This is a genomic window from Massilia sp. Root418, from assembly GCF_001425265.1.
Lineage (GTDB): Bacteria > Pseudomonadota > Gammaproteobacteria > Burkholderiales > Burkholderiaceae_D > Rugamonas.
Window position 1 is genome coordinate 185089 of sequence record NZ_LMEC01000025.1, and the last position, 24268, is coordinate 209356.

A 24268-nucleotide genomic window follows, 5' to 3' on the forward strand; every position below is an offset into this window, starting at 1 on the left:
GCTACTTGTCCTTCCCGTCCGGGCCGAGGAAGCGCGCCACGGTGCCGCCCATCTTCAGGAAACGCAGCATGGTGGCGGGCGGCAGGTTCTTGTAGTCGTTATAGGTCGTGCCCAGCATCTCCATGAACTCCAGCACGCTGTTCATGCGCTCCCTGGTGGCATCCTCCAGCGCCGCGTCCTGCTCGGCCTCGATGGCGCACTCGCGCAGCACGGACAGCGTGGGATCGATCTCGCGCCGCTTGCGCTCCTCGATGATGACGCGGAAGATCTCCCACACGTCCTGCAGCGCCAGGAAATGGTCGCGCCGGTCGCCCATCACATGGCTCACGCGGATCAGGCCCCAGCTCTGCAGCTCCTTCAGGCTGTTGCTCACGTTCGAGCGCGCCACGTTCAGGGTTTCCGCGATGTCCTCGGCGGTCTGCGGCGTGTTCGCCAGGAACAGCAGCGCATGGATCTGCGCCACCGTCCTGTTCACACCCCAGCGCGTGCCCATCTCGCCCCAGTGGAGGATGTATTTCTGCATGGTCGGCGTCAGCTGCATGGCGATTCCTTTATTTCTGTTGTTACAGAAATTAAAGACGATCCAGCCACGAAAGTCAACTCAATTCCACAGAACGCTGCACTCCCAGCTTCGGGCGGGCAAAAAAAAAGCGGACCAGGAAGGTCCGCCGGGAGGGTCACGCTGCGGCCTTGTCGGGCGTGCGGCGCTGCAGCACGAAGATGGGCTGGGCCCATTGCGTATCCTTTTTCTTTTTGCTGGTGATCAGCGTCAGCTCGGATGGATCATAGACGTCGGTGTTGTGGGTCAGCGGCGTCGTCATCAGGTACTGGGCTTCGGTATTCTTCAGGAATTCGCCGACCAGCTGGATATTGCGGATGTCCAGGTGGGCGAACGGTTCGTCGATGAACACGAAGCCGCCCGAGCCGTCTTCGGACTTGAGCAGGCCTATCAGCAGCACCAGCGATTTCATCACCTGCTGGCCGCCGGACGCTTCGCCGTCGTTCATGCCGATCGGCCCTTTGCCGTCGAACTTGAAGCGCACGTGCAGGCCGGCTTGCGACAGCGCCAGGTCGTCGTTCTCCAGCTTGACCGGGTCGGTGTGCACCTCGATGTTGGCCAGCTCGCCCAGCTCCTTGATGTTCTTGCTGTACGTCTTGATCGTGTAGCGCAGCCGCTCCATGTAGGCGCCGCGCGCATTGGTGGTTGCCTCGATGGCGCGGTTGTTCTGGTAGCGCCGCTCTTCCGTCTCGCTCGCGCGGTTCTTCAGTTGCTCGCTCAGGCGCGCATACTGGTCGATCACGGTCGCGTCCAGCTCCCAGTCGCCGCGCGACAGGCTCGCTTCCAGGCTGTGGATGCGCAGGATGGTCTGGTGCGCGTTGACGTACTCGGCCACCAGGCGCTGGCGGCGCGCGGGACGGCGCCAGTTGTACGGCATGTGGCGCCACTGGCGGCGCAGCGCCAGCAGGTTCTTGGCATGCTCGGCGCGCTGCTCGATCACGCGCTTGTGGTTCAGGCGCAGGCCGGCTTCGGATTCCGACAAATTGAAGCGCGCGTTCTGCCACGTGGTGTCGGCGCGGGTACGCGCGATGGTCGCGTTCTTGATCAGGCCTTGCAGCTCGCCCAGGCGCGAACCGACCTCGGTGCGCTCGGCTTTCAGCGGCACGGCGGCGCGCGCCGCTTCGTCGAACTCTTCCTGGCGCGCGCTCAGCTCCTTGGCCGCGTCCACGCCGGCCAGGCGGGCTTTCAGTGCGCTCACTTCGGAGGCCAGCTTGCTGATGGCGAGCGTGAAGGTATCTTCCTGCGCTTCCAGCGCCGGCAGGTTCTTCAGGATCGCTTCCATGCGCTGCGACTTGCCGGCCGCGCCGAAGCGGTAGCGCGAGGCTTCCACGAACAGCGAACGGCCGCCGCGGCGCTCTTTATGGTACGCCTCGGGCGTGATCCATTCCTCGATATGGCTCTGGCGCGCGCCCTCCTCCACCGAGTCCACGCGGGTGATGCGCATCAGCTGTTCGATCAGCCAGCCCGGCGCCTTGTCGGAGAACTTCACCACCGACATCAGGCTGTCGCCCTTGGTGCTTGGCGCGGTGATCAGGTCCGGCACGATGAAGTGGCGGTAGCGTTCCTTCTCGGCCAGGCGGTAGGCGGCTGCGGCGTCGCTGGCCTTATCCAGCAGCACCACGGAGGCGTAGCCGCCCAGCACACCCTCCACCGCGCCCTGCCATTTCGGATCCGTCACTTCGACGATGTCCGACAGCATGGCGTGGCCGATCTTGGCGTCGTTCAGCGCGCGGCGCATGGCGCGCACGTTGTCCGGCTCCGGCATGGCGGTCTTGCCCTGCAGCGCGGAGATGGTCGCCTTGTCCTGCGCGATGCGCGACATGATCGCGTCGCGGCCCTGCTTCTGGCGCGCCAGCTCGGCTTCCTTCTGCTCCAGCTGCTCGCTCACGGCGGCGATGTCCGCGCCCGAGTCGGCGGCCAGCTTCTGCAGGCGGGCCTTCTGTTCCAGCAGGCTGTCCAGCGGTTTGAGCTTGGCGTTGATGGAATTGAGGCGGCTTTGCAGCGCGGTCGATTCCTGTTCCAGCACGGTCTCGTGCTGCTGCGCTTCGGTAAACGCCTGCGCCTGCGCGGCCACGTGGGCGCGCTTGTCGGACAGCTGCTGGTCGGCCAGCATCAGCGGCTTGCGCGCTTCGCGCAGCTGGCGCGTGATATTGGACTGCTTCTCGCGCGCTTCGTGGTACTCCAGCGTCGGCAGCACTTCCTCCTGCAGCTCGCGGCGTTCCTTGGTCAGCCCTTCCCACTGGTGGTAATTGGCCACGCGCAGGCGCAGGCCTTCCAGGTTGGTCTTGGAGCCTTCCAGTTCGGCCTCGAATCGTTTCAGCTCGATTTCCGTGTCGCGCTGGTGGCGCTTGGCTTCGTCGTAGGCGTCCAGCACTTCCTTGTCGCCGAACACCTGGAACACCAGGTCCAGCAACTGGCGCGGCGCGTATTCGCACAGCTTGTCGGTTTCGCCCTGCTCCAGCGCCAGCACTTTCGCCATGGCCGGCGACAGGCCGGCGTTGGCCAGGCGCTTGCGGTAGTTTTCCACGCCGAGGAAGTCGTTGGCCTCGGTCACTTCCTCGATCTGCACATTGCCCGGACGCATCAGGTACTGGCGCTTCCAGTCGCCGCCGTTCTTCTGGATCTGGCAGAACAGCGTCACCTCATCTTCCGAGAAGAAGCCGGAGCTGCGGAACGGACGGTTCGACAGCTGCTTGCCCATGGCCTTGTTGTCCACCACGGCGCGCAGCCAGGAGGTTTGCTGTCCGGCGTGGCGCGCGTAGTGCTTGTAGGTGCGGCCCATCGAGCAATCGAGGCCGAACAGGGTGCGCAGCGCGTCCAGCAAAGTGGTCTTGCCGGAGCCATTCTGGCCCGCGATGGTGATGATCTTGGCATCCAGCGGAATGTTCTTGATGCGCTGCCAGTAATCCCAATGGACCAGTTCTAGCGATTTGATATGAAACATGGCTTAGTCTCGGTTCGGGGTGTCGGAAGGGGCGTCGGCGGCTGCATCGGCGGCGGCATCGGCCGCGTCGGCGGCAGCGGCGGCGATGGCGGCGTTTTCAGCGGCGGCGGAGGCGGCCGCCTCGGCCAGCGCGGCGCGCGGAATGTGCACCACCTGCGCCGGGGCGCGCTTGAACACTTCCGACAGCGCGCCGTTGATGATGCGCTCTTTCAGCAGGTCGGTATCCATCAGCAAATCCAGCAGCGGGCCTTCGACGATGATGTCGCCGCGCCGCTCGATGAAGCCCAGCTTGCCCAGGATGCCCAGGTTCATGTCCATGCGGGTCTTCTTGCCCAGCTTGTCGCCGAAGTCGGCCAGCAGGGCCTTGTAGGGGATGCCGATGGAGGTGTCTTCCGCGCGCGGCAGCGGCTTGTCGATGCCGAACATGTCGTCCTGGTCATCCTCGGCGTGGGTGTGGGTTTCCTGGCGCTCGCGCTTGGGCAGGATGATCTGCGCCCACAGCACCACCAGCAAGGCCACGCCGTCGCGCGCCAGGCCGAAGTTGTTGTTCTGCCAGACGTCGCGCGCGCCGAAGATCTTCGGCTCGATGGTGCGCGACAGCGCCAGCGTCACATGGTCGGCATACACGTTGTCGAGCAGCTTCATGCCGCAGTTGGCCAGGCGCAGGTCCACTTCGGCGCGGAACAATTCGTCCGACAGCACGCGCTTGACCAGGCGATCGTCGCGGCGCAGCGTCTGGTGCGTCAGCAGGCGCGCGATCAGGATCTGGGAATCGTCATTCATCTTGGGTTCCCTTGTCCAGGTTTAAATCGAGGTTCAGAGAGAGCGAGGCGATACTCATGGCGGCCACCTCGGGGTCGGGCAGCTGCACCATGTCGTCGGTCGGCTCGAAGGAGATCGGCAGGCGCGCCAGGTTGCCGGTGGCGCCCTGCAGGCTCGCTTCCGACTGGTCGCCCAGCAGCGGCAGCATCGAGGCGCGGTACGACGCCACGGCGAAGCTGGCCGGCAGCAGCGATTCGTGCACCGGCTTCGCCCGCGGCGCGCCGTCGGCGCCGTTCGGGAAGCTGGCGGGGGCGGCGAAATCGGACAGGCGCGCCAGCCAGTCATCCAGCTCGCGCTGCATGGCGGGGGTGTCGTTGACGGTGGTAGGCGCGTCCTGCCCGCTCGGCAGGCCGCCTGGCGCCGTGTTCCCGGCGCGTTCGGACAGCAATTCGGTTTCAGCCACGTCGATCATCTCGGCAGGGGTAATAAACAGGGGCACCACGGGCTGGTCGATGGCATCTTCGGCCAGCTGGGCCAGGTCTTCATGGGCCAGTAGCCAGCGCTTGATGTCGGTGGTGGACAGGCCGGACTGGCCCAGGTGCACCCGCTGGCGTTCAATCTGGTTCAGCGCGCGCGAGAACATGCCCTGCATGTTCAGCAGCGCGCTCTGGGCACGGCCGATGGCCTGCGCCGCGCGGTGCGTGGCCGCGTCGGCGTTGGCGTCGGAGGTGATGGCGCGCAGGATCTCGGAGCCCTTCTCCACCCAGTCGCAGGCCATGTGCCACTTCTCCTGCGAGGCGCGCAGGCGGAATTCGGAACCGGAGGCGATGGCGTCGCGGAATTCCTCGGTCAGGTCCACCAGGCGGCCCAGCAGGTGCTGCAGCTGCTCCACGGTGACGCCGCCCACGGCCTGGGCGCCGGCCACCTGGGACAGCAGGAAGCCCATCTCGGCTTCGTCTTCGTTCTGGTTCAGGTTCAGCAGGCTGTCGATGGCCGACAGCACGTTGCGCGCCATGGGCGTGACGCGGTACACGGCCTGCTGCGCGTCCCAGGCCAGCAGCTGGTTGGTGCGCAGGCGCATCAGCACCGTTTCCAGGCTTTCCGGCAGCAGGTAGGCCAGGCGGGTGTTGATGTCGGCCCGCGAGAAGGTCGACGATGCGGTGTCGGACGCCAGTTCGCGCAGCACCAGCAGGCGCACTGCCACGCCCTCGAAGCCGCCGTGGAACAGGGCCGTGAAGACTTGCAGCAGGGGCTGGGCGCGTTTCAGGTGGAAAACCTGCTCGATCTCGTCCACCGCCACGTGCGGCTGGAAGTGCGCCTGCAGGGCGTCCTGCGTTGCCTGGTCGTTGGGGTTTGCGTCTGCGGCCAGGGCCGCATTTGCCATTATGTCTATCATTCTGCTCCGGGTTGCCATTTTGTACACGCCGCGCAGGCAATGCTCGCGGGGGGCGTCAGTATAGCAGTTCGGCGGGCCCGGCCCGGCTACTTGCGCGTCACCTTGTCCAGCAGCTGGTCCACCGTGTCGCCGTCGTCGTCGAACAGAATGCGCACCGGATACCAGTCGAGCGAGGGGGCCAGCCACAGGTCCACCTGCTGGCCCTGGTCGCCCTTGGGCGGGCTTTTGGTGAAGTGCACCGCCTCCAGCTCGCCCGCGCCGGTCTGCACCGGCTCGCGGCGCACCACCTTGAATACCCACGGCTCGGCGTCGCGCCGGCCGGCCACGAAGAAGGCCCATTCGGAGCCGGGCGTGAACTTGTCCGGCGCGCTGCGGGCGATGGCGGCCAGCTGCCACGGCGCGCTGGTGCGGTCCTGCTCGCCGCCCTTGATGGGATAGCTCTCGTCACCCTTGTTGAAGGTGATGGTCTTGGCGTCGCGGTTGAAGGTGGCCGTGGTGGCCTCCTTGCGGAAGCGCTTTTCATGGAAGGTGGACGGTGCCAGGCCGTAGCTGTCCACCGCGCCTTCGCTGCGGTTTTCCAGGATCTTGCCGAAAATGCCAGCATGGCTTTCGGTGGCGATGCTGTACTTGCCGTCGCCCTGGCGCCACTGCACCAGCGCGTCGCCGTTGATGGCCAGGCCCTTCTGGCGCGCCTTGATGGTGTAGCTCAGGTCCGCCGAGGGCGGCAGGCTGAAGGCGCGCTTGCTGCTTGGGTGCTCGGCGGCGGCCAGGGCGGCACCCTGGGCCGCTGCGGCGGCCTGCGGCAGTGCTGCGGCGGCGGCGGCGGCGGCGGCGGCGGCGGCCGAGGCCAGGAGGATACGGATGACTGTGTTGCGCATATTTACTTTCCAGCGTTGCCGCTCAGGGTGATCTTGGTGATGGTCTGCGTGGTCAGCGCGCCATTCGCCTCGGTATTACGGATCTGCACCGGGAACCAGTTCATGCCCGGCGCCAGCCAGATGTCCAGCCGCGCCGAATAGGAACCCGGCTTGGGCGGGCGCGCCAGGTGCCACGTGACGATGCGGCCCAGCTGCGTGTCCAGCTCTTCTTCGCCCACCAGCAGGAAGCGGTAGATGCTGGCGTCCTTCTCGTCGCCCACCAGGATGTCGATCTCGCTGCCGAACTGGTTCACGTCGGCGCGGCCGATGGCGCCCAGCTGGAACGGCACCGTGGCCTTGTCCTGCGCGCCGGCCAGCAACGGGTAGCTGCGCTCGCTGGCCGAGAAGGTGATGCGGCCGTCGTTGCGCACGAAGTGGGTGGCGGTCTGCGCGCGGCCGCGCCGCTTTTCGGTGAACTTCAGCGGCGCGATGCCGGCGTCGTCGATCTCGCCTTCGCTGCCCAGCGCCAGCAGGTTCACGCGCGTGACCAGCATACTGATGCCCGCCTCCATGCCCACCTTGTACCTGCTGCCGTCGGTCTGCCACGACATGTGCGCCACGCCGCTCCACTTGGTGCCGTTGGCGTCGGTGCGCTTGAGTTCCATCTCGAATTCGGCCGACGGCGGCAGGTCTACCTTGTAGCGGCGGGTAGACTGCGGGACCGGCTGCTCGGCGGCCAGCTTATCGCTGGCGCCCGGCGTGGCCGGTGCGGCGCCTGGCGCGGACGCCGGCGGCGATTGTACGGCAGCCGGCGCGGGAGCGGCGCCCGGCTGCGCCAGCTCGGGCTGCGCAGCCAGCGCCGGCCCGATGCCGGCCAGCGGATCGGACAGCGCGCCGCTGTCCTGCGGCGCCGGCTCCGCCACCACCGACTGCTGCGGCTGCGGCGCCGGGCGCAGCGTCCTGCGCGCCGGCCGGGCAGGCGGCTTGACGGACGGCTTGGCTGCGGCCGGGTCCAGCGGCTTGAGTTCGGGCGGCGGCGCGCTGGACGCGGTGCGCTGCGGCAGCGCCAGGCGCAATTGCGCCTGCATGACGGACGGCGCGGGCTTGACCGCTGTGCTCTGCTGCGGGCCGAGGCGTGAACCCAGCCAGTTGATCGTCACGAAGTGCAGGGCCGCGGTGGCCGCGCACAAGGCGAGTACGCGGCGGCGCCGGGAAAGGAGGGAAACAATCGTCATAACGGTAGTTTAACGCGGGTCAAGCCTGGTTCGCTGACAGGCATAGTCAAATCTGCTACGCTAACCTACCATCCCTATAGGAGACCTGCCATGCCCATGCCTCAAATGCCTAACATTCCGGGCGCCGCTGTGATGACGGACACGCTCGATTTCGTGAAGAACCTGTGGGGCAGCATGGGCGTGGTGCCGGGGATTGCAGCGCCCACGCTGTCGGTCGATGAGCTGGACAAGAAGATCAACGATTTGCGCGCCGTGGAGGCGTGGCTGAACCTCAATTCCAGCATGGTGCGCGGCAGTATCCAGGCGCTGGAAGTGCAGCGCAATACCATCGCCACCTTGAAATCCATGGGCAAGACCCTGGCGGACGCGGTACAGCAGCAGCAGCCGGCTGCGGGCAAGGAGAAGTCGCTATTCGAGTCGATACCGTATGCGTCGGCGTTCTTCCAGCATGCGGCCGACGCGCTGGCGCCCGGCGCGGCGGGCGCGGCACCGGCCGATCCGTTCAAGCCGGCGGCTGCGGCCACCGCTGCGCCGACCGAGGCGCCGGCCGCCAAGCCGACTGCGGCGCCGATGTCGGACGCCGAGGCGGCTGCCGCGGCAGCGGCGCCCATGGTGAACGCGGCGGCGTGGTGGAATTTGCTGCAGGAGCAGTTCAAGCAGGCGGTGAGCACGGCCATGACCACGGACGCGGGCGCCGGTGCGGCGGCTGGCAATCCGCCGGCCAAGGCGGACAAGGGGAATTTGCCGGAGGCGGAGGACAAGGCGGCCAATGGGAAGAAGGCCAATGGTGACGGCAACGGCAATGGCGGGGCGGAGGGCGGAGGCAACGGCGGCAAGAACGGCGCCGCGGCCGCCGCGCGCAAGGCGCCGATCAAGCGCGCCAGCGGCGCCAAGGCGGGCAAGGAGTAGGCGGCGCCTGGCGGGTTACGGCCGAGGCGCAGCCTCGGCCTGATCCGCCCTACGGTTTGGACTGCGCGACGCCGGCTTTGCCGGCAGCGGCGCCGGGCTTCAGGTATTTGTCGAGGAATTCCAGCATCTTGGCGTTGGCCACGATCTGGTTTTTCTTTTTGCTGAAGCCGTGGCCTTCATCGTCGAACACCACGTATTCGACCGGCACGTTGTTCTTCTTCACCGCTTCCACGATCTCGTCGCTTTCAGGCTTGATCACGCGCGGATCGTTCTTGCCCTGGATGACCATCAGCGGACGGCGGATTTCACCGGCGTGGAACAGCGGCGACGTCGCCACCAGGAATTCCTTGTCCTTCACCGGATCGCCCACTTCCTGGTACAGCGCCTTGCGCTGCGATTCCCAGTACGGCGGGATCGATTCCAGCGTACGCACCCAGTTGCTCACGCCGAAGATGTCGATGCCGACCTTGAACGCTTCCGGCCGGAAAGCCAGCGCCGCCAGCGTCATGTAGCCGCCGTAGCTGCCGCCCATGATGCCGATGCGGTCCGGGTCGATATTGCCCAGACTGGCCAGGTAGGTCTTCGCTTCCACGCAGTCCCACAGCGGCTCGCGGCCATGCTTGCCGTCGTCGGCGGTGTTGAAGGTCTTGCCGTAGCCGGAACTGCCGCGGTTGTTAATCCCCAGCACGGCATAGCCGTGGTTGGCCAGGTATTGCATCAGCGCGTTATAGCCGCGCCGCGTCTGCCCGCCGGGGCCGCCGTGCACGAAGATCACCGCCGGGGCTTTCGCGCCGGGCGCCAGGCCCTTCGGCTTGTAGTAGATGGAGGGGATCTCCATGCCGTCGAAGGACTTGAAGCGCACCACTTCGGCTTCCACCAGGTCGTCCGGGTTGATTTCCTTGTTCAGGCTTTGCGTCAGCTGCCTGGTCTTCCTGGACGCCATGTCGTAGACGAACAGATTGCTCGGCGCGCGGTCGCCGTTCAGGTAGAAGGCCATCAGCTTGCCGCTCGGCGAGAAGGTCACGCCGCGCATTTCCCCGCCCGGCAGCTTGGGCAGCGCCACCGGTTTCTCGTCCGGGCCCTCCACCACGCGCACCACCTGGCTGCCGTCGTGGTCCACCACGGTGGTGCGGAAGCGGCCGTCGCGCGAATAGCCCGAGCCGAACACGTCCCAGTCCGCCTTCTCGTGCACGGCGATGGCGCCGGTGGCCAGGTCGTAGGTGCGCAGGGTGTTGAATTCGCCGCCCTCATTGGAGGTGAAGAACAGGCGCTTCGAGGCCGGATCGAAGGTGGCGGGGTTGTAGCTGGCCGTGCCCTGGTGTGGCGTGATGTGTTTCAGTTCCTTCTTTTGCAGATCGTACAGGTAGATGTCGCTATCGGACGTGGTGTTCGGCTTGGACAGCGCAATCCAGCGCTCGTCTCGGCTCAACTCGCTCGGCGTCATGCCGTTCTCGTTCTTGTAGAGCATGGTGCGCTCGTAGCTCTTCGCGTCGTAGCGGTACAGGTCGAAAAACTTCGGGTCGCGCTCGTTGGTGAGCGCGTAGAAGGCGCTGCCGTCCGTGGCCCAGCCGCCGAAGATGGCCTTGAGCTTGTCGCCCGGGGTCAGGTCCTTCTCGCTGCCGTCCAGCTCGCGCACGTAAAGGTGGTTCTGCTCATTGCCGCCCTTGTCGCGCGTAAACAGGATGCGGTCGTCGTTGCGGAAATAGCCCACCGCGTAGGTGCTGTCGGTGGTGGACTTGGTCAGCGCCACCGGCTTGCCGCCGCCCACCGGCTGCGTGTAGACGTTGGGGATGCCGCTCTCATTGCTGGTGAACAGGATGTTCTTTTCATCGTTGCTGAACGAGGCGCCCGAAATGGACGTGGTCGCCATGAACTGCTCGATGGTGTACTGCTTGGGGGCGCGGGGAGCCGGTTTCGGCGCCGCCATCGCGCCGGGAAGAGCTTGCAACATCAGGGCCAGCACGGTGAGGCGCGCGGCAGTTTTCAAACGACGCATGTTCGCTCCTGTCAGGATGGTCTGCCGTCCCGATTGACGGCAGCGTTCACCAGTGTTGCAAGAACGAACTACGTTGTCAAATCATAAATTACGACAGCTTCTGGATGCGGATGGCGTCGATCAAGCCATCGTCCTGCCTCTGTATTTTGACGATCTTGATCAAGCCTTCGTCGGCCAGGGCCTTGGCGCCGTCGTGCGCCGACTGGAACGATTCCAGCGTGTCGCCCTTGACTGGCACCGGCCGTATCCAGGCTGCGGCGCCGACTTTCATTTTTTCGTAGACCTCTTTGGCGATGTCGCGCATAGGTTCTCTCCTCGTTGTGTTTTTAGTGTAATCATTGAACTGCCAGGAAACAAGTTGCCAATACGCTACAGCTACTCGTCCTGCTCTGCTTGGTCTTCTTCCAGCCCTTCCGCTTCCCCCTCTGCCGCCGCCTCCCCTTCCGATGATGCCGGCGCCTGCTGCCGCACCGGCATCAGCAAGGCCAGCTGTTCGATCAGCTGCGCGAAGCGCTGCTGGCCGGGCGCCACCCGGTCCACGTGCATCAGCACGCCGTTTGCCTCGTCCATGAGCTGCTGGCTGAAGCCGTTCTGCTGCATGTGCGAAATCAGGATCTGCGCCGAGTTGAACAGGATGCGCATATTATTCGGCAGCGCCTGGCGCGCCGCGCGCATCCACGCCACCGCCTCGCCCAGCTTGCCGGTCTTCCACAGCAGCACGCCCTTGTTCATGGTGTCCGCCGCTTCCTTGCGCGACGCCTGGATCAGGGCCGCGCCCTCCTCGCTCATGCGCGCCTTGTCGAAGATCTTCTGCACTTCCTCCAGCAGCAGCGTGTTGTCGTGGTTGTTGCGGATTACGTAGCACAGCAGCTCGGCCGGCGCGTCCTTCACGCCGACGGCGAACAGCAGCGTCGCCATTTCTATGCAGGTGTCCGTGTCCGGGCGTTCCGGGTCTTCGTTCAGCATGGCTTCCAGCTCGTCGCCGGACTTGCGCGCGCGGCGGTAGTCGCCGCTCTCGTGGTACACCAGGCCCTCGGTGATCTTGGCGCGCAGCTGCACCTGGTCGCCGGTGAACTCGCGCTGCGCGGTCGCCAGCACCTGCAGCGCTTCCTTGGGATCATTCTTCTGGCCGCACACGCGCGCCAGGCCGAAGTAGGCATCCACCGTTTTCATGATCGAGTATTCGCCGATCGCGATGCACTTGCGGAAGGCGCGCTCGGCCAGCGGGATATTGCCCAGCTTGAGCGCCGCGTTGCCCAGGTTGCGCTGGCGCGGCACCGAGTTGGGAGACAGCTTGGCCGCCTTCTCCAGCACGTCGCACGACTCCTCCAGCTTGCCCATCAGCTGGAAGGCCGTGGCCAGCTGGTCGTAGGCGTCGATGTAGAAACGGTTTTCGGCGATCACGCCCTGGAACATCTGGCGCGCCGCTTCGTGGTCGCCATTGCCCATGCGGATTTTGGCCAGGCCGGTGCGGGCCCAGTTGTAGTCGCGGTCTTCCAGCACCAGCTCGTAGACCGCGCGCGCCTTCTCCGGCTCGCCCGCTTTCAGCAGCAGCGCCGCTTTCATGCGCAGCAGGTCCACCTCGTGCAGCTTGTTGTGGACGATCTGCTCGTCGCACAGGCGCGCCGCGCGCAGGTAATCCTTTTCCACAAAGGCCTGGTCGATTTCGCGGAAGATCTGCTTCTTCTGCCACACGCGGTTCAGGCGCGTCAGCAGCACACCTTCGGTGATGGGCTTGATGATGTAGGCGTCCGGCTGGTGCTCGGCGGCGCCCATAACCGACTCCACGCTCTTCTCGGCCGACACCATCAGCCACACGCTGGACGGCGTCATCAGATTGCGGATGCGCACTTCCTCCAGCACCTGCTGGCCGTTCTTGCCTTCGCCCAGGTTGAAGTCGCACAGCACCACGTCGTAGTGCGTCTTGGCCAGCATGATCATGGCTTCGCCGCCGCTGGCGGCCTGGTCGATATGCTTGGCGCCCAGGTTGCGCAGCGACTCGCGCAGCAACTGGCGGATGCCGACGAAATCGTCGACGATCAGGTACTGCTTGTCGGTCCAGTCGATGGCGGCGATGGCGGCGGTAATGTTGGCTGGCACGGTGGGGGCGACGGTAGGGAAAGACATCTGGCCTCCGCTCACGGCAAACGCAGCACGAAGCAGCCGCCGCCCAGGGTGGCGCCGCTCAGTGCGTTACTGCTCACTGCGTTACTGCTCAGTGCATTGCCATTCTCCAGCCGCACGCTGCCGCTGCGCTGGCGGTGCTTGTGCATCTTCGCCACTTCGCAAGCGAAGTACAAGCCCAGGCCGCTGCTGTTGGTGAGGAAGTTTACGCCGCTGGTGTTGCCGCTCATGGCGGAGGCGCCCGCGTCGATCAGCGCCTGCGGGAAGCCGGCGCCGTTGTCTTCCACGCGCAGTTCCAGGTAGCCGTCGCGCTCGGCGATGGCAAGGCGGATGGTGTCGCTGGTGTAGCGCACCGCGTTGTTGACGGCGTGCACCAGCATGCCGATCACCAGGTCCTCGTCGTAGGTCCAGATCAGGTCCGCCGGGAAGTCCGTCTGCAGCGTGATGCGGCGGGACGCCAGCAGCACCTTGGCCTGCGAGCTGACCTGCTGCACCAGGTCGGCCACCTGCTGCGGGTGCGGATCGAAGGGATAGGTAGGCTTGCCCACTTCCTTGTACAGCGCCAGCAGCTGCATCAGGTTGTCGTTCAGGCGCTTGGTCTGGTACAGCATCTGGGCCAGGCTGGGATAAGCGGGATGGTTCGCGTCGTTCTCGTCGGCATTGCCCAGCAGATTCTCCAGCGTGCCGTTGAGGACGCTGATTGAATTCTTCATGTCATGGGCCGTTGAAGCCAGGAACAGGAACAGCTCGGGCGAGCCCGCTTGATCTTCCATAGATGAGGCCTCCACGCGGCAATTATTTCTGAATAGCGATTATACCTGCCCGCCACGGCGGGATTTCAGCAGAAAGCGCGCGGGATCCAGCGCGGCGGCCAGGCTGGCCTCCAGCGGCAGCGGTTCGTGCTCCAGTTGGGCGGCCAGCAATTCGGCTGCCAGCGGGGCCCAGATCAGGCCGCGCGAGGCGTAGCCCAGCAGGCCGTACAGCCCGGCGTGGCGGGGCACGTCGCGCAAGCGCTCCATGCGCAGGGTGGCGCCGTGATCGGGCAACGCGCCCACCAGCGGCAGCCGGTCCGGCGCCATACAGCGGAAGCCGACCCGGCCCGCCAGCGGCGGATCGTGGGCCAGCACGCCGGGCAGGATGTCGCGTGCGCGAGACAGATTTTCCTGCTGGCTAGCGTCACGCAAGGCGGAACCGGTGTCGCTGTCATAGGTGGCGCCGACGCTGACGATGCCATGCACCGGCGGCGTCAGGTAAGCCTCGCGGCACACCACCAGGGGCAGCAGGGGGAAATCCTGCTCCTGCAGATGCGTGACCTGGCCGCGCATGGTGTATAGCGGCAGGCAGGCGGTTTGCGCCATGGCCAGCGCGCCGGCGCCGTTGGCGAGAATGACGTGGGGCGCTTCGGCCAGCACGGTGCCGTCACCGGCATGGACTTGCCACAGCCCGCCGCTGCGCGCCAGCTGCAGCGCTTCCGCGTTGAAGATGCGGATCAGGCGCGCGCCGCAGGCGTGCAGCATGGCGCGGCAGATGGAGGCGGGATTGGCCCAGCCGCCCTGGCTGAATAGCCAGCCGCCGTCCGGCGTGGGCGCGCCCAGCAGGGCACTGGCCTCGTGTGCATCGACCCAGCGCACGAACTCGGGCGGATACTTCCAGGCGGCCGCGACTTCCTTTTGCAGCAGCGCATGGTTGGCGTCGCGCGCCAACTGCAGCACGCCGCACTGCGCGCCGGCGATGGCAGGCGCGGGCGCACCGGCAGCCGCACCGGCACCCGCACCCGCACCAGTCCCCGCACCGGGACCGGCAGCGGCACCGGGACCGGCAGCGGCACCGTCATCTGCATCGGCATCGGCATCGGTATCGGCATCGGCGGCGGCCAGGCTGGCGTCGGGGTTCAGCCCGCCGAAGCGCTGCCAGTGGCGCATGGCGTACAGGTAGGCCGCGCGGCTCAGGCGGGTAGGAATGTTGTCGTCCTTGGACAGCAGCGGCATGAAGATGCCCGAGCGGTTGCCGGATGCCTCCTGTGCAGGCTGGCCGTGGCGCTCGATCAGCGTCACCTGCCAGCCGCGCGCGGCAAGGCGCTCGCACACCGATGCCCCTGCCACGCCTGCGCCGATCACCACCGCCCGCCGCACCGGCTCCGGCGCGCGCGGCGGCTGCGGCTTCCTGCTGGTGAAGGCAGCCCGCACCGCGATGACGGGCTCCGCAACACCGCCGGGGCCTGACCCCGAGTGCGGCAGAGCTTGCCATTCGAAGCCGGCGGAGCGCAAGGCTTTGAGGGCGGCGTCGTCGGCGCCGTGCAGTTCCAGGGTGGCGCCCGGGAGCGCGAGCTTGCCCAGCGCGCGCATGGCGGCGATGGGCGCGGGCAGGTAAAAGGCGTCCACCCGGGCATCGATCTGCGGCAGCATGGTGTCCAGGTCGCCCACGGCGAGGTCAAGCACCACGCGGCCGCCGTCGAATTCAAGGCGGTGCAAGCCGGGCACGTTGACCGGCCAGCCGCCGCGCAGCTCGGACGCGACGTCCTGCGCGGCAGGCAGCGCGGGCAGCAACGCCACGTAGTGCAGGATGGCGGCTTGCTCAGCCACCCGCGCGGCCGGCGCGGATGCGGACGGCGGTGCGGCGGTGTCGGCGGTGTCGGCGGTGTCGGCGGTGTCGGCGGTCTCGGCGGTCTCGGCGGCGGGCGCGGACGCGGGTGCCAGTGCGGCGGCCTCGGTGGCCTTGGCGGCGGCCGGCGCAAGCGCGGTGCCTGCGCCGCTACGCCATGCGCTCAGCGTGGCGAGGAAGTGCTCGCCGCCGCCGAATCCTGTGGTCAGCAGCACGTGGCGTGCCCGGGCACAGGCTGGGCCGGAGCCGGAGCCGGAGCCGGCGCCGGCGCCGGGGCTGGGGCCGGGACCGGTCACGGCTGGCAGCATTCTGCGTGACGGAAGCAGGCCTGGTCGTGGTCGTTGACCATGCCGATGCCCTGCATGTAGGCGTACACGATAGTCGAGCCGACGAACTTGAAGCCGCGCTTGGCCAGGTCTTTCGAAATGCGGTCGGACAGCGCGGTCTTGGCCGGCCGGTCGCCTTGCTTCAGCACGGTATTCACGATGGGCTTGCCGTCCACATAGGCCCACAGGAAGCGGTCCAGGCTACTGCCCTCTTCCACCAGCCGCAGATAGGCTTGCGCATTGCCGATGGCGGCCGCCACCTTGAGCTTGTTGCGCACGATGCCGGGATTGGCCAGCAGCTCGGCCACCTTGTCCGGCCCGTAGGCGGCGATCTTGCGCGCGTCCCAGTTGTCGAACGCGGCGCGGTAGCTTTCGCGCTTGTTCAGGATGGTTTCCCAGCTCAGTCCCGCCTGCGCGCCTTCCAGGTTGAGCATCTCGAACAGGCGCAGTTCGTCGTGGCAAGGCAGGCCCCACTCTTCGTCATGGTAGGCGATGTATTTGGGGTTGGCGGGATTGGCCCAGCTGCAGCGGTGTAGGTTCATGGGCGCAGTTTACATTAAGATGTCGGCTCCGATCCATGACGAGGGGACAGCCATGCAATTCGAAGCAAAACTGGAGTGGCAGCGCAACGGGGAAAACTTCCTCGACCAGCGCTACAGCCGCGCCCACGAATGGATCTTCGACGGCGGCCTGCGCGTGCCCGCCTCGTCGTCGCCGCTGTCGGTGCCGCTGCCGATGTCGAACGCGGACAATGTGGACCCCGAGGAAGCGCTGATCGCCGCCGCCTCCAGCTGCCACATGCTGTTCTTCCTGTCGATTGCGGCCAGGCGCGGCCACGTGGTGGAGAGCTATGCCGACCACGCGGTCGGCCTGCTGGAAAAGGACGCGCGCGGCCGCATGGCCATGACCAGCATCACGCTGCGTCCCGCCATCGTGTTCGCCGGCAGCGACTGGCCGGACGAGGACGAGCTGGCCGCCATCCACCACGAGGCGCACGAGAAGTGCTATATCGCCAATTCGCTGCGCGCGGAGATCACGATCGAGGATCCGGTGTAACGGCGGGTTACGGCGCTGCGCGCCTAACCCGCCCTACGTGCCTGTGCGTAGCGGCCCTGGGAGCAACTTGGTAACGGCGGCTTACGAGCCGCCCGCCCAACCCGCCCCTCACCGGCCCGGGAGCACCATGATAACGGCGGTTTACGGCACTGCGCGCCTGACGCGCCCCGTGCGGCCCGCGAGACCCGTAGGGCGGGTTAGCGCAGCGTAACCCGCCGGATCAGGCCAGGTCGCTGGACAAGCCCACGCGGCGCCGCTCCCCGCCCAGGTTGGGCGGCTGCGCCAGATTGGTAACGATCTTCACCTGCCCGCTGGCCACGGTCTGCTCCAGCTGCTTCATCATGCGCTGGAACAGGTTCTCCGGCTGCGTGGCCGGCGTGCTGTAGAGCGCGGCCCACGCATCACGGCCCGAGTGCTTGGCGATGTACAAGCCCATGTCGGCCAGCTCCACCACCTGCGACCAGGTCAGCAAACGCGGCTGCGACGGCAGGAAGGGGAAGCATGCGTAGCCGATCGAGCAGGTCTTGCGCAGCGGGCTGCCGTCCGGCAGGCGGAACTCGCGCAGCGCCACTGCACTGCGGATGCGCTCAGCCACCACCTTGGCTTCCTCGCGGTCGGTGGCGCGCGCCAGCACCAGGAATTCCTCGCCGCCCCAGCGTATCAAATAGTCGGACTCGCGGAACACCTCGCGCAGGCGCTCCTGCATTTGCACCAGCACCGCGTCCCCGGCCGCATGGCCGTAGCGGTCGTTCACTTCCTTGAAGTGGTCCAGGTCCACCATGAAGAACACCAGGTCCTTGTCCATGCAGGCCAGCCGCTCATGGCCCGCGCCGTCCGGACAGTCGTACTGGCGCAGCGCCATGGCCACGTCCGCGTCCACGTGCTGCAGGAAGAAGCGGCGGTTGCGCAGGCCGGTCAGCTGGTCCGTCAGGCTGACCTCCTCCAGCGCCTTGTAGGCGCGCTCCAGCTCCACGTTTTTTTCCAGCAGCTGCGCCTGGGTGGCGGCCACCTGCCGGTAGGCGCTGGCGTTGTCGAGCGCAATGGCGCCGTAGGCGCACAGGGTGCGGAAAATCAGCCGCTCGCGCTCACCGTAGGCCCGCGCGTGCAGCGACTGCACCGTCATCACGCCCAGCACGCGCTCCCCCACCGCCAGCGGCGCGAACAGCAGGCTCAGCGTCGGCAAGGTGCCGGGAATCAGGTAGGGCGTGGCGCCGTCCTCGTCGATCTCGATCAGGATCTCGCGCCGCTCGCGCACGCTGCGCACCGAGTTCGCGTTGGGGTCCGACAGGGCGAAGCGCGAGGCCGGCAGCTCCTGCCCCGCTTCGATGCCGAAGGCGCAGCGCAGGTGCTCGCCGTCCGGCTCCAGCATGAAGATGGAGAAGTGGGTGGCGTCCAGCAGGCCGTGCACGTGGCGGTCCAGCGCGCGGAACACGGCCTCCGCGTCCAGGTGGGCAGTGATCTCCTGGCCGATGGCGCTCAGGTGGGCCAGGGTGGCGTTGGTCTGCTGCAGCACTTCGGCGCGCTGGGCCTCGGCCGCCGCCAGCTGGCGGTGGTGCTCGCCCTCGGTCTGCGCGCGTTCGGTCTGGTGCTGCACCTGCATGGCGATGGCGCGGTTGGTGGCGTCCTGGCTGTGGGTGCGGTCGCGCGCGGCGTTGGCCTGCACCGCGATCTGGTAGGCGCGCGCGTGGTCGCCGGTGGCGGCGTATTCGCGCGCGGCGGCGTCCAGCAGCGCGGCCGGAACCGCGTAGCCGGCAATGGTAGCGGCCAGGTTCATGGCCAGCTGCAGGTAATGCAGCACGGCGTTCGGCGCCGACATCCCCAGCGGCTGCGGCAAGGGATGGCGCGCGTGGATCTGCGCCAGCACGCGCAGCGCGGCGATCTGGTTGTAGACGTCGCCCTGCTCGCTGGCCAGCGACAGCGCCGACAGCGCCACCGAGAGCGCATCCTGCGGCCGGTCCAGCTGCGACAGCGCATGCGCCTGGCCGCGCCGCGCGCCGCTCTTGAAGTCGCTCTGGCCCAGCGAGTCGCCGCGCTGTTCCAGCAGGGTGAAGCTGCGCAGCGCGCCGGGCGCATCGCCCAGGTCCAGCGCCAGGTCGCCCTGGTATTCCAGCGACACGGCGTAGGCGCGCGAGCCGCACAAGGGTTCCAGCAGGCCGATGGCTTCCCGCAGCAGTTCCCGCGCCGCTTCGCGCTGGCCCAGCTGGCGCAGGGTTTCGGCAGTCTGCATCAGGCAGGAGCCGATGCTCATCGGCCAGCCGGTGGGACGCGCCAGCGCCAGGCCGCGCTGCATCCATTCCAGCGCCGCGTCGTGCGCGTTCAGGCTGGTGAAGCCGTTGCCGATGTTGGTGGCGATGATGGTGGCGCGGCGCACCTGGCCGGTGGCGATGGCCGCCTCGAACGCCACCATCAGGCGGCTCACGGCGCGCCCGAAGTCGGCCGCCTGGAAGGTGGCGATGCCGTCGAAGTCGCTGATCCAGCCGGACACCGCCGGATGGATGCCGGGGGCGAACGCGGCGTCGGGCGGGAAGCGCTGGCCCCAGCGCTGGGTGGCTTCCTGCAGGCTGTGGAACACGCTGAAGATGGCGGCCGCGGCATCGATGATGTCGGCGCGCATCAAGTCGCCGCCGGCGCGTGCGTCAGCCGAGGCGATGGCCAGTTCGGCGTCGCAGGCGGCGGAATCGCCGCGGTCGGTGGCGATCCAGGCCAGCAGCCAGTGCGCGTCGGCACAGCCCAGCATGTCGCCCAGCCGCTCGAAGGCGTGCAGCGCTTGCGTGGCCAGGTCCTGGCCGGCATCCAGCTGGCCGTGCAGCCAGCGCGCTTCGGCCTCGACCAGCTGGAAGCGCGCGGCCAGCGCGGCGGCCTGCCCGGGCTGGGCCGCCGCCAGCATCGGCATGGCCTCGGCCACCAGCGCACGGGCGCGCCCGACGTCGCGCTGACGCAGATGCCAGGCCAGCTCCGCCAGGCACAGCAGGCGCTCGTCCTCTTGCAAGGAAGGTAACTCCGCATCCCGGCGCGCCACTTCTTCATCGAGCGCAAACATGTCCACTACATCGTGTCCTTCTCTACCATATTGCCGCAACGCACTATGCGCAATGCCGCATTATTCCACAGTTCAGCGCAGCACAGCGACGGCCGCCGAAAATGTCAAAAAAGACAAGCTAGTTGAAACCAGGATAATGCGCGCAATGCGGCCGGTGTTGGCGCCGAAGCGCTCTGACAGCAGCGCCACGTTGCTGGCACTGGGCAGGCAGGCCACCAGCACGATGACGGTTAGCGCGGCCGGGTCCAGCGGCAGGCCCAGCGCGATGGCGGCGTGGCCGGCGCCGGCCACCAGCAGCGGGTGCAGCAGCAGCTTCATCAGCGCCAGCGGCAGATGGTCGGCACCACCGGCGCCCCCGCCGCCCCCGGGGCGCGCTGCGTCCGCCGCGCGCGCGTTCAGCTGCGAGCGCGCCAGCACGCCGCCGATGGTAAATAGCGCCACCGGGGACGCCGCGTCCGCCAGCAGACCGACCGTTTGCAGCACCGGCTTGGGCAAGGCCAGCCCGGCCGCCGAACTGAGCCCGCCCAGCGCGATGGCCCAGGGCATGGGGTTGCCGGCCACGCCGCGCAGCGCCCTGCCCAGCGCCGCGCGCCCGGCGCCGCTGCCCATGCGCGACAAGGCGATGCACAGCGAACTGGTGATGATCATGTCCACCACGATGGCCACGATGGCCGGCCCCGACGAGCGCGGCCCCAGCAGTGCCAGCAGCAGCGGCACGCCCATGAAGCCGGTATTCGGGAAGGCTGTCACCAGCGCGCCGAAGGCGGCGTCGTTCCAGCCGGCGCGGCGCACGGTGGCCGCCATGGCGATGCCCACCATGACCAGCGCACAGAGCAGGTAGACGCTGAACACACCCACGTCCAGCAACTGGGCAACCGGCGTGGCCGAACCGAAGCGGTACAGCATGCACGGCAGCGCGAAGTACAGCACGAAACTGTTCAAGCCGGGAATGGCCAGCTGCGGCAGCATGCCGCGGCGCACGGCCAGGTAGCCGCACAGCACCAGTGCAAAGAAAGGAAAAGTGACGGAAAGAATGGCAAGCATGGGCAGCCATTGTACCCATGCTTGCCGACGCGCAGCGGCGTTATTTCAGCGGCCCGCCGCCCGCTTCCTGGCGCCTGATTTCACGCCTGATTTCACGCCCGATTTCACGCCTGATCTTCACGCCTGATCTCGCGGCTTACTTGATCGGCGCCGGCGGCTGGGTGGTCGGATTCTGCTTGTTTTCAGGGTTGTCGGTGTTGCCGCTGGCCTTGTCGGGCATGGCGCGCGAACGCTTGGCGCCGCTATCCGCCTTGGCGTCGCCGCCGCTGCCGGTGGCCCCCTCGGCGCCGCTGCTGCCGCTGGCGGTGCCGCCGCCCTTGATGCTGGCGTTGAGCTGCGTCACGTGCGTCAGGTGCTGCGCCACGGTGGGCTCCAGCTTGGCGGCCAGCGCCTTCACGTCGGCATCCTTGGCGTTGGACTGCACTTTCTGCACCAGGGCGTGGGTCTTCTTATGGTCCGACACGCCGGCCTGGCTCAGATAGGTGCGGTCGAACGCGTCGCCCGACAGATTGTTGAGCTTGCTAGCCATGGCCTTGTGCTTGGCGTCCGGCTCGCTCGGCAAGGTCACGCCCTTGCTCTGCGCCACGCTCTGCACCTCCTGCAGCCCCTTGGTGTGGTCGTCGATCATTTGCTGCGCAAAGGCCTTCACTTCGGTATTCTGGGACTTTTGCAGCGCAATCTTGCCTGCTTCGATTTCCGCCATATTGCCTTGCGCCAGCTGCAGCAGCATCTGCTGGTCCGACTTGGCCAGGTTCTGCGCCTGCGCCGACAGTGCGCCCAGCAGGGCTGCGGTCATCAATGCCAGTTTTGCCTTGTTCATGGGGATCTCCTATCCTTGAAGGTGTGGAGAAAAAATTTTACGCGGGATGGAATAAACGGGCCGCAGCTTACGTATACGCAATTGTTGCACCCATTCACCCCAACCAGGAGACAACCATGAAAACCACCATCGCCCTCGCCGCCCTACTATTCGCCGGCGCGGCCGCCCACGCCCAGGACCTGAAAAAGGACGGCGGCGTGCTCGTTACCGGCACCGGCATGACCGTCTACACCTTCGACAAGGACGTGGCCGGCAGCGGCAAAAGCGCGTGCAGCGGGCCATGCATCCAGAACTGGCCGGCCGTGGCCGCGCCGGAAAAAGTGGCCGAACCCTACTCGGTGGTCACGCGCGAAGACGGCAGCAGGCAGTTGGCCTACAAGGGCAAGCCGCTGTACACCTTCGTCAAGGACGCGAAGGCGGGCGACCGCAGCGGCGACAACGTCAAGGACGTATGGCACGTCGTGAAGGATTAAGCGGAACCCGCCATGCAAGACGACAGCGCCAGCCTCACCGCCTGCATTCCCCGCCTGCGCCGCTACGCGCGGGCGCTGCTGGGCGACCGCGCCAGCGCCGACGACCTGGTGCAGGACACCATGGAACGCGGCTGGGACAAGCTGCCGTCGTGGCGGCGCGGCGGCGACATGCGGGCGTGGCTGTTCGGCATCATGCACAACCTGCACGTGGACCGGCTGCGCCAGCCGGCGCTGGACACGGTGGCGCTGAGTGAAGAGCTGCACGGCTCGCTCAGCGCGCCCCCGCCCGGCGACCGGCTGGAAGTGCGCGACATGCAGGCCGCGCTGCAGCTGCTTCCCGCCGAGCAGCGCGAGGTGCTGCTGCTGGTGGCGCTGGAAGACCTGAGCTACGAGGAAGCCGCCGCTGTCCTGAACATTCCGCCCGGCACCGTGATGTCGCGCCTGTCGCGCGCGCGCGAGCGGCTGCGCCTGCTGATGCTGGGCCAGGCGCCGGTCTCCACCTTGAAAGTCGTGAAATGAAGGCCGTAGGAAAGATGCTGCCATGATTCCCGTCACCGAAGCGGAACTGCAGGCCTGGGTTGACGGCCGCCTGGCGCAGGAACGCCGCGCCGACATCGACCACTACCTGGCGCACCACCCGCAGGAGGCGGCGCGCCTGCGCGCCTACCGGCAGCAGAACGTGGCCCTGCGCGCGCTGTACGGCCCGGTGCTGGACGAAGCCATCCCGCGCGCCATGCTGCGCCCGCGCGGCTGGCAGCGCTACGGCTGGCCGCTGCGGCGCTACGCCGCCAGCGTGGCGCTGATGGTGTCGAGCGCGGCGCTGGGCTGGGTGGCGCACGGCAGCTTCAGCGGCACGGCCGGCGCGCCGGCAGCGGCCGACGCCAGCGGTGCGGCCTCCGCTCCCCTTGCGGACAACGCGCAGCGCCGCGGCGCCGCGCCCAACGGGCCGGAAGCGGCTCTGGCCGGCACCCCGGCCGGCCTGGCGCACCGCGCCGCACTGGCGCACCGCGTGTACGCGCCCGAAGTCCGGCATCCGGTGGAGGTGGGCGCGGACCAGCAGGAACACCTGGTGGCCTGGCTGTCGAAACGCCTGGGCACGCCGCTGCGGCCGCCCCGGCTGGCGCCGCTGGGCTACGAACTGGTGGGCGGCAGGCTATTGCCGGGCGACAACGGACCGGTGGCGCAATTCATGTACACCGATGCCAGCGGCCAGCGGCTCACGCTGTATGTATCCTCTGGCCAGGCGGGCAACCGCGACAGCGGCTTCCGCTACGCCAAGGACGGCGCGCTGAGCGTGTTTTACTGGATAGACGGGAGCTATGGCTACGCGCTCTCGGGCGCGCTGGGGAAGGCTGAGCTGTCGCAGATCGCGAATGCGGTCTATGAACAGCTGCAGCCGTAAAGCGGAGGGATGGCTTGCCTGTTGCAAGCCATGGTTCCCAGCCGTTATTGCACGCCGCGGCGGCCCATGTCGTCGAGGCGCATGCGCATCAACTCGTTGGCGGCAGGGCCCGGCGCGAACATATAGTCCTCGTCGTTGATGGCCAGGCCGGTGCGCGCGTCGACCAGCACCTGGTCGGCCGGCTTGCCGGTTTCGCGGCTCACCACCAGCAGGCTGGCGCCTTCCGGTGCCAGGTGGTCGTTGCCCCAGGCCACGAAGGCCAGCAGCACGGGTTTGAAATCGCGGCCGGCCTTGGTCAGCACGTACTCGTAGCGCGGTGGACGCGCGCTATACTGGCGGCGCTCCATCAGCCCGCCCTCGACCAGGCCTGCCAGGCGGCGGGTCAGCATGTTGGGCGCGATTTTCAGGCTTTTTTCGAACTCGTCAAAACGCGTCAGGCCGTAGAAGGCGTCGCGCAGGATGAGGATGCTCCACCATTCGCCTACTTTACCCAGGCTGCGGGCGATAGGGCATGGCATACGGCCAAAGTCAGTGTGTTTCATTTGCAACTCCTTCGATCAAGATTAGTCTGAATAGTAAAAGACAGAATCAGCAGCCAACTGGCCAGCAGAAACCTTCGCTAACTTGCATCTTGGGTGCTGCATGCACCTTCTTTTTCCATGAACAAAAAGTGAACTTAGCGAAACTAAGTTTTTGTGCCGTAATTAGATTGCATCGGCTCAAC

Annotated in this window: 21 protein-coding genes; 5 read left to right on the forward strand and 16 right to left on the reverse strand. The window is 67.1% G+C overall.

Features of this window, described 5'->3' with window-relative positions; all coding sequences use genetic code 11:
• Window position 1 precedes the first annotated feature (1 nt).
• From ASC94_RS27590 to ASC94_RS27615, 6 genes are all read right to left on the reverse strand, one after another.
• Window positions 2-541, reverse strand: a complete 540-nt coding sequence (locus ASC94_RS27590) for a GbsR/MarR family transcriptional regulator (protein ID WP_056403972.1) — start codon at window positions 539-541, stop codon at window positions 2-4.
• A gap of 136 nt (window positions 542-677) precedes the next feature.
• Window positions 678-3503: an ATP-binding protein gene (locus ASC94_RS27595; protein WP_056403974.1), complete on the reverse strand. Its 2826-nt coding sequence runs from the start codon at window positions 3501-3503 to the stop codon at window positions 678-680.
• Window positions 3504-3506: 3 nt separating this feature from the next.
• Window positions 3507-4286 (reverse strand): hypothetical protein, encoded by a 780-nt coding sequence (locus ASC94_RS27600; RefSeq protein WP_056403976.1) that lies wholly within the window; start codon window positions 4284-4286, stop codon window positions 3507-3509.
• Complete coding sequence (locus ASC94_RS27605) at window positions 4279-5649, reverse strand: hypothetical protein (RefSeq protein ID WP_157201617.1); 1371 nt, start codon at window positions 5647-5649, stop codon at window positions 4279-4281. Before ASC94_RS27605 ends, ASC94_RS27600 begins: the two co-directional genes overlap by 8 nt.
• Window positions 5650-5747: 98 nt before the next feature.
• Entirely contained in the window at window positions 5748-6539 is a 792-nt protein-coding gene (locus ASC94_RS27610) for a DUF3108 domain-containing protein (protein WP_056403980.1), read from the reverse strand.
• 2 nt (window positions 6540-6541) lie between these two features.
• A complete protein-coding gene (locus ASC94_RS27615; protein WP_056403982.1) occupies window positions 6542-7753 on the reverse strand; it encodes a DUF3108 domain-containing protein in 1212 nt (403 codons plus the stop codon).
• Between the two features lie 90 nt (window positions 7754-7843).
• On the opposite strand from ASC94_RS27615, the gene ASC94_RS27620 reads away from it, so the two are divergent.
• Window positions 7844-8662: a PhaM family polyhydroxyalkanoate granule multifunctional regulatory protein gene (locus ASC94_RS27620; protein WP_082616890.1), complete on the forward strand. Its 819-nt coding sequence runs from the start codon at window positions 7844-7846 to the stop codon at window positions 8660-8662.
• A 49-nt stretch (window positions 8663-8711) separates the two neighbouring features.
• Here ASC94_RS27620 and ASC94_RS27625 read toward each other — a convergent pair whose 3' ends face one another.
• The 6 genes from ASC94_RS27625 to ASC94_RS27650 all read right to left on the reverse strand — a co-directional run bounded on the left by ASC94_RS27625 (window position 8712) and on the right by ASC94_RS27650 (window position 16251).
• Window positions 8712-10658 (reverse strand): S9 family peptidase, encoded by a 1947-nt coding sequence (locus ASC94_RS27625; RefSeq protein WP_056403986.1) that lies wholly within the window; start codon window positions 10656-10658, stop codon window positions 8712-8714.
• An 88-nt stretch (window positions 10659-10746) separates the two neighbouring features.
• The gene (locus ASC94_RS27630) at window positions 10747-10962 is read right to left on the reverse strand and encodes a hypothetical protein (protein ID WP_056403987.1); all 216 of its coding nucleotides are present in this window, start codon (window positions 10960-10962) and stop codon (window positions 10747-10749) included.
• Window positions 10963-11033: 71 nt separating this feature from the next.
• Window positions 11034-12785 (reverse strand): tetratricopeptide repeat-containing response regulator, encoded by a 1752-nt coding sequence (locus ASC94_RS27635; protein WP_056403989.1) that lies wholly within the window; start codon window positions 12783-12785, stop codon window positions 11034-11036.
• Between the two features lie 11 nt (window positions 12786-12796).
• Entirely contained in the window at window positions 12797-13555 is a 759-nt protein-coding gene (locus tag ASC94_RS27640; RefSeq protein WP_056403991.1) for a sensor histidine kinase KdpD, read from the reverse strand.
• 39 nt (window positions 13556-13594) lie between these two features.
• Window positions 13595-15691 (reverse strand): FAD-dependent 5-carboxymethylaminomethyl-2-thiouridine(34) oxidoreductase MnmC, encoded by a 2097-nt coding sequence (gene mnmC, locus ASC94_RS27645; protein WP_082616891.1) that lies wholly within the window; start codon window positions 15689-15691, stop codon window positions 13595-13597.
• Window positions 15676-16251, reverse strand: coding sequence for a DNA-3-methyladenine glycosylase I (locus ASC94_RS27650; RefSeq protein ID WP_056403993.1), 576 nt, complete (start codon window positions 16249-16251; stop codon window positions 15676-15678). Before ASC94_RS27650 ends, mnmC begins: the two co-directional genes overlap by 16 nt.
• Before the next feature lie 52 nt (window positions 16252-16303).
• Between ASC94_RS27650 and ASC94_RS27655 the strand changes: the two genes are divergently transcribed.
• A complete protein-coding gene (locus ASC94_RS27655) occupies window positions 16304-16765 on the forward strand; it encodes an OsmC family protein (protein ID WP_056403996.1) in 462 nt (153 codons plus the stop codon).
• Between the two features lie 220 nt (window positions 16766-16985).
• On the opposite strand, the gene ASC94_RS27660 is transcribed toward ASC94_RS27655, so the two are convergent.
• The 3 genes from ASC94_RS27660 to ASC94_RS27670 all read right to left on the reverse strand — a co-directional run bounded on the left by ASC94_RS27660 (window position 16986) and on the right by ASC94_RS27670 (window position 21669).
• Window positions 16986-19805 (reverse strand): diguanylate cyclase, encoded by a 2820-nt coding sequence (locus ASC94_RS27660; RefSeq protein WP_056403998.1) that lies wholly within the window; start codon window positions 19803-19805, stop codon window positions 16986-16988.
• A 72-nt stretch (window positions 19806-19877) separates the two neighbouring features.
• On the reverse strand, window positions 19878-20849 hold the full coding sequence (locus tag ASC94_RS27665) for an AEC family transporter (RefSeq protein ID WP_056403999.1): 972 nt from the start codon (window positions 20847-20849) through the stop codon (window positions 19878-19880).
• A gap of 136 nt (window positions 20850-20985) precedes the next feature.
• A complete protein-coding gene (locus tag ASC94_RS27670; RefSeq protein ID WP_082616892.1) occupies window positions 20986-21669 on the reverse strand; it encodes a DUF4142 domain-containing protein in 684 nt (227 codons plus the stop codon).
• 116 nt (window positions 21670-21785) lie between these two features.
• Here ASC94_RS27670 and ASC94_RS27675 point away from each other — a divergent pair, with 116 nt between their 5' ends.
• The 3 genes from ASC94_RS27675 to ASC94_RS27685 are packed head-to-tail and all read left to right on the forward strand — an operon-like array spanning window position 21786 to window position 23544.
• On the forward strand, window positions 21786-22142 hold the full coding sequence (locus ASC94_RS27675) for a hypothetical protein (RefSeq protein WP_056404001.1): 357 nt from the start codon (window positions 21786-21788) through the stop codon (window positions 22140-22142).
• Between the two features lie 12 nt (window positions 22143-22154).
• On the forward strand, window positions 22155-22661 hold the full coding sequence (locus ASC94_RS27680) for an RNA polymerase sigma factor (RefSeq protein ID WP_056404003.1): 507 nt from the start codon (window positions 22155-22157) through the stop codon (window positions 22659-22661).
• A gap of 22 nt (window positions 22662-22683) precedes the next feature.
• Entirely contained in the window at window positions 22684-23544 is an 861-nt protein-coding gene (locus ASC94_RS27685) for an anti-sigma factor (protein WP_056404005.1), read from the forward strand.
• Window positions 23545-23588: 44 nt separating this feature from the next.
• Here the strand turns inward: ASC94_RS27685 and ASC94_RS27690 are convergent, their stop codons facing one another.
• Window positions 23589-24086, reverse strand: a complete 498-nt coding sequence (locus ASC94_RS27690) for a helix-turn-helix domain-containing protein (protein WP_056404007.1) — start codon at window positions 24084-24086, stop codon at window positions 23589-23591.
• Window positions 24087-24268 lie beyond the last annotated feature (182 nt).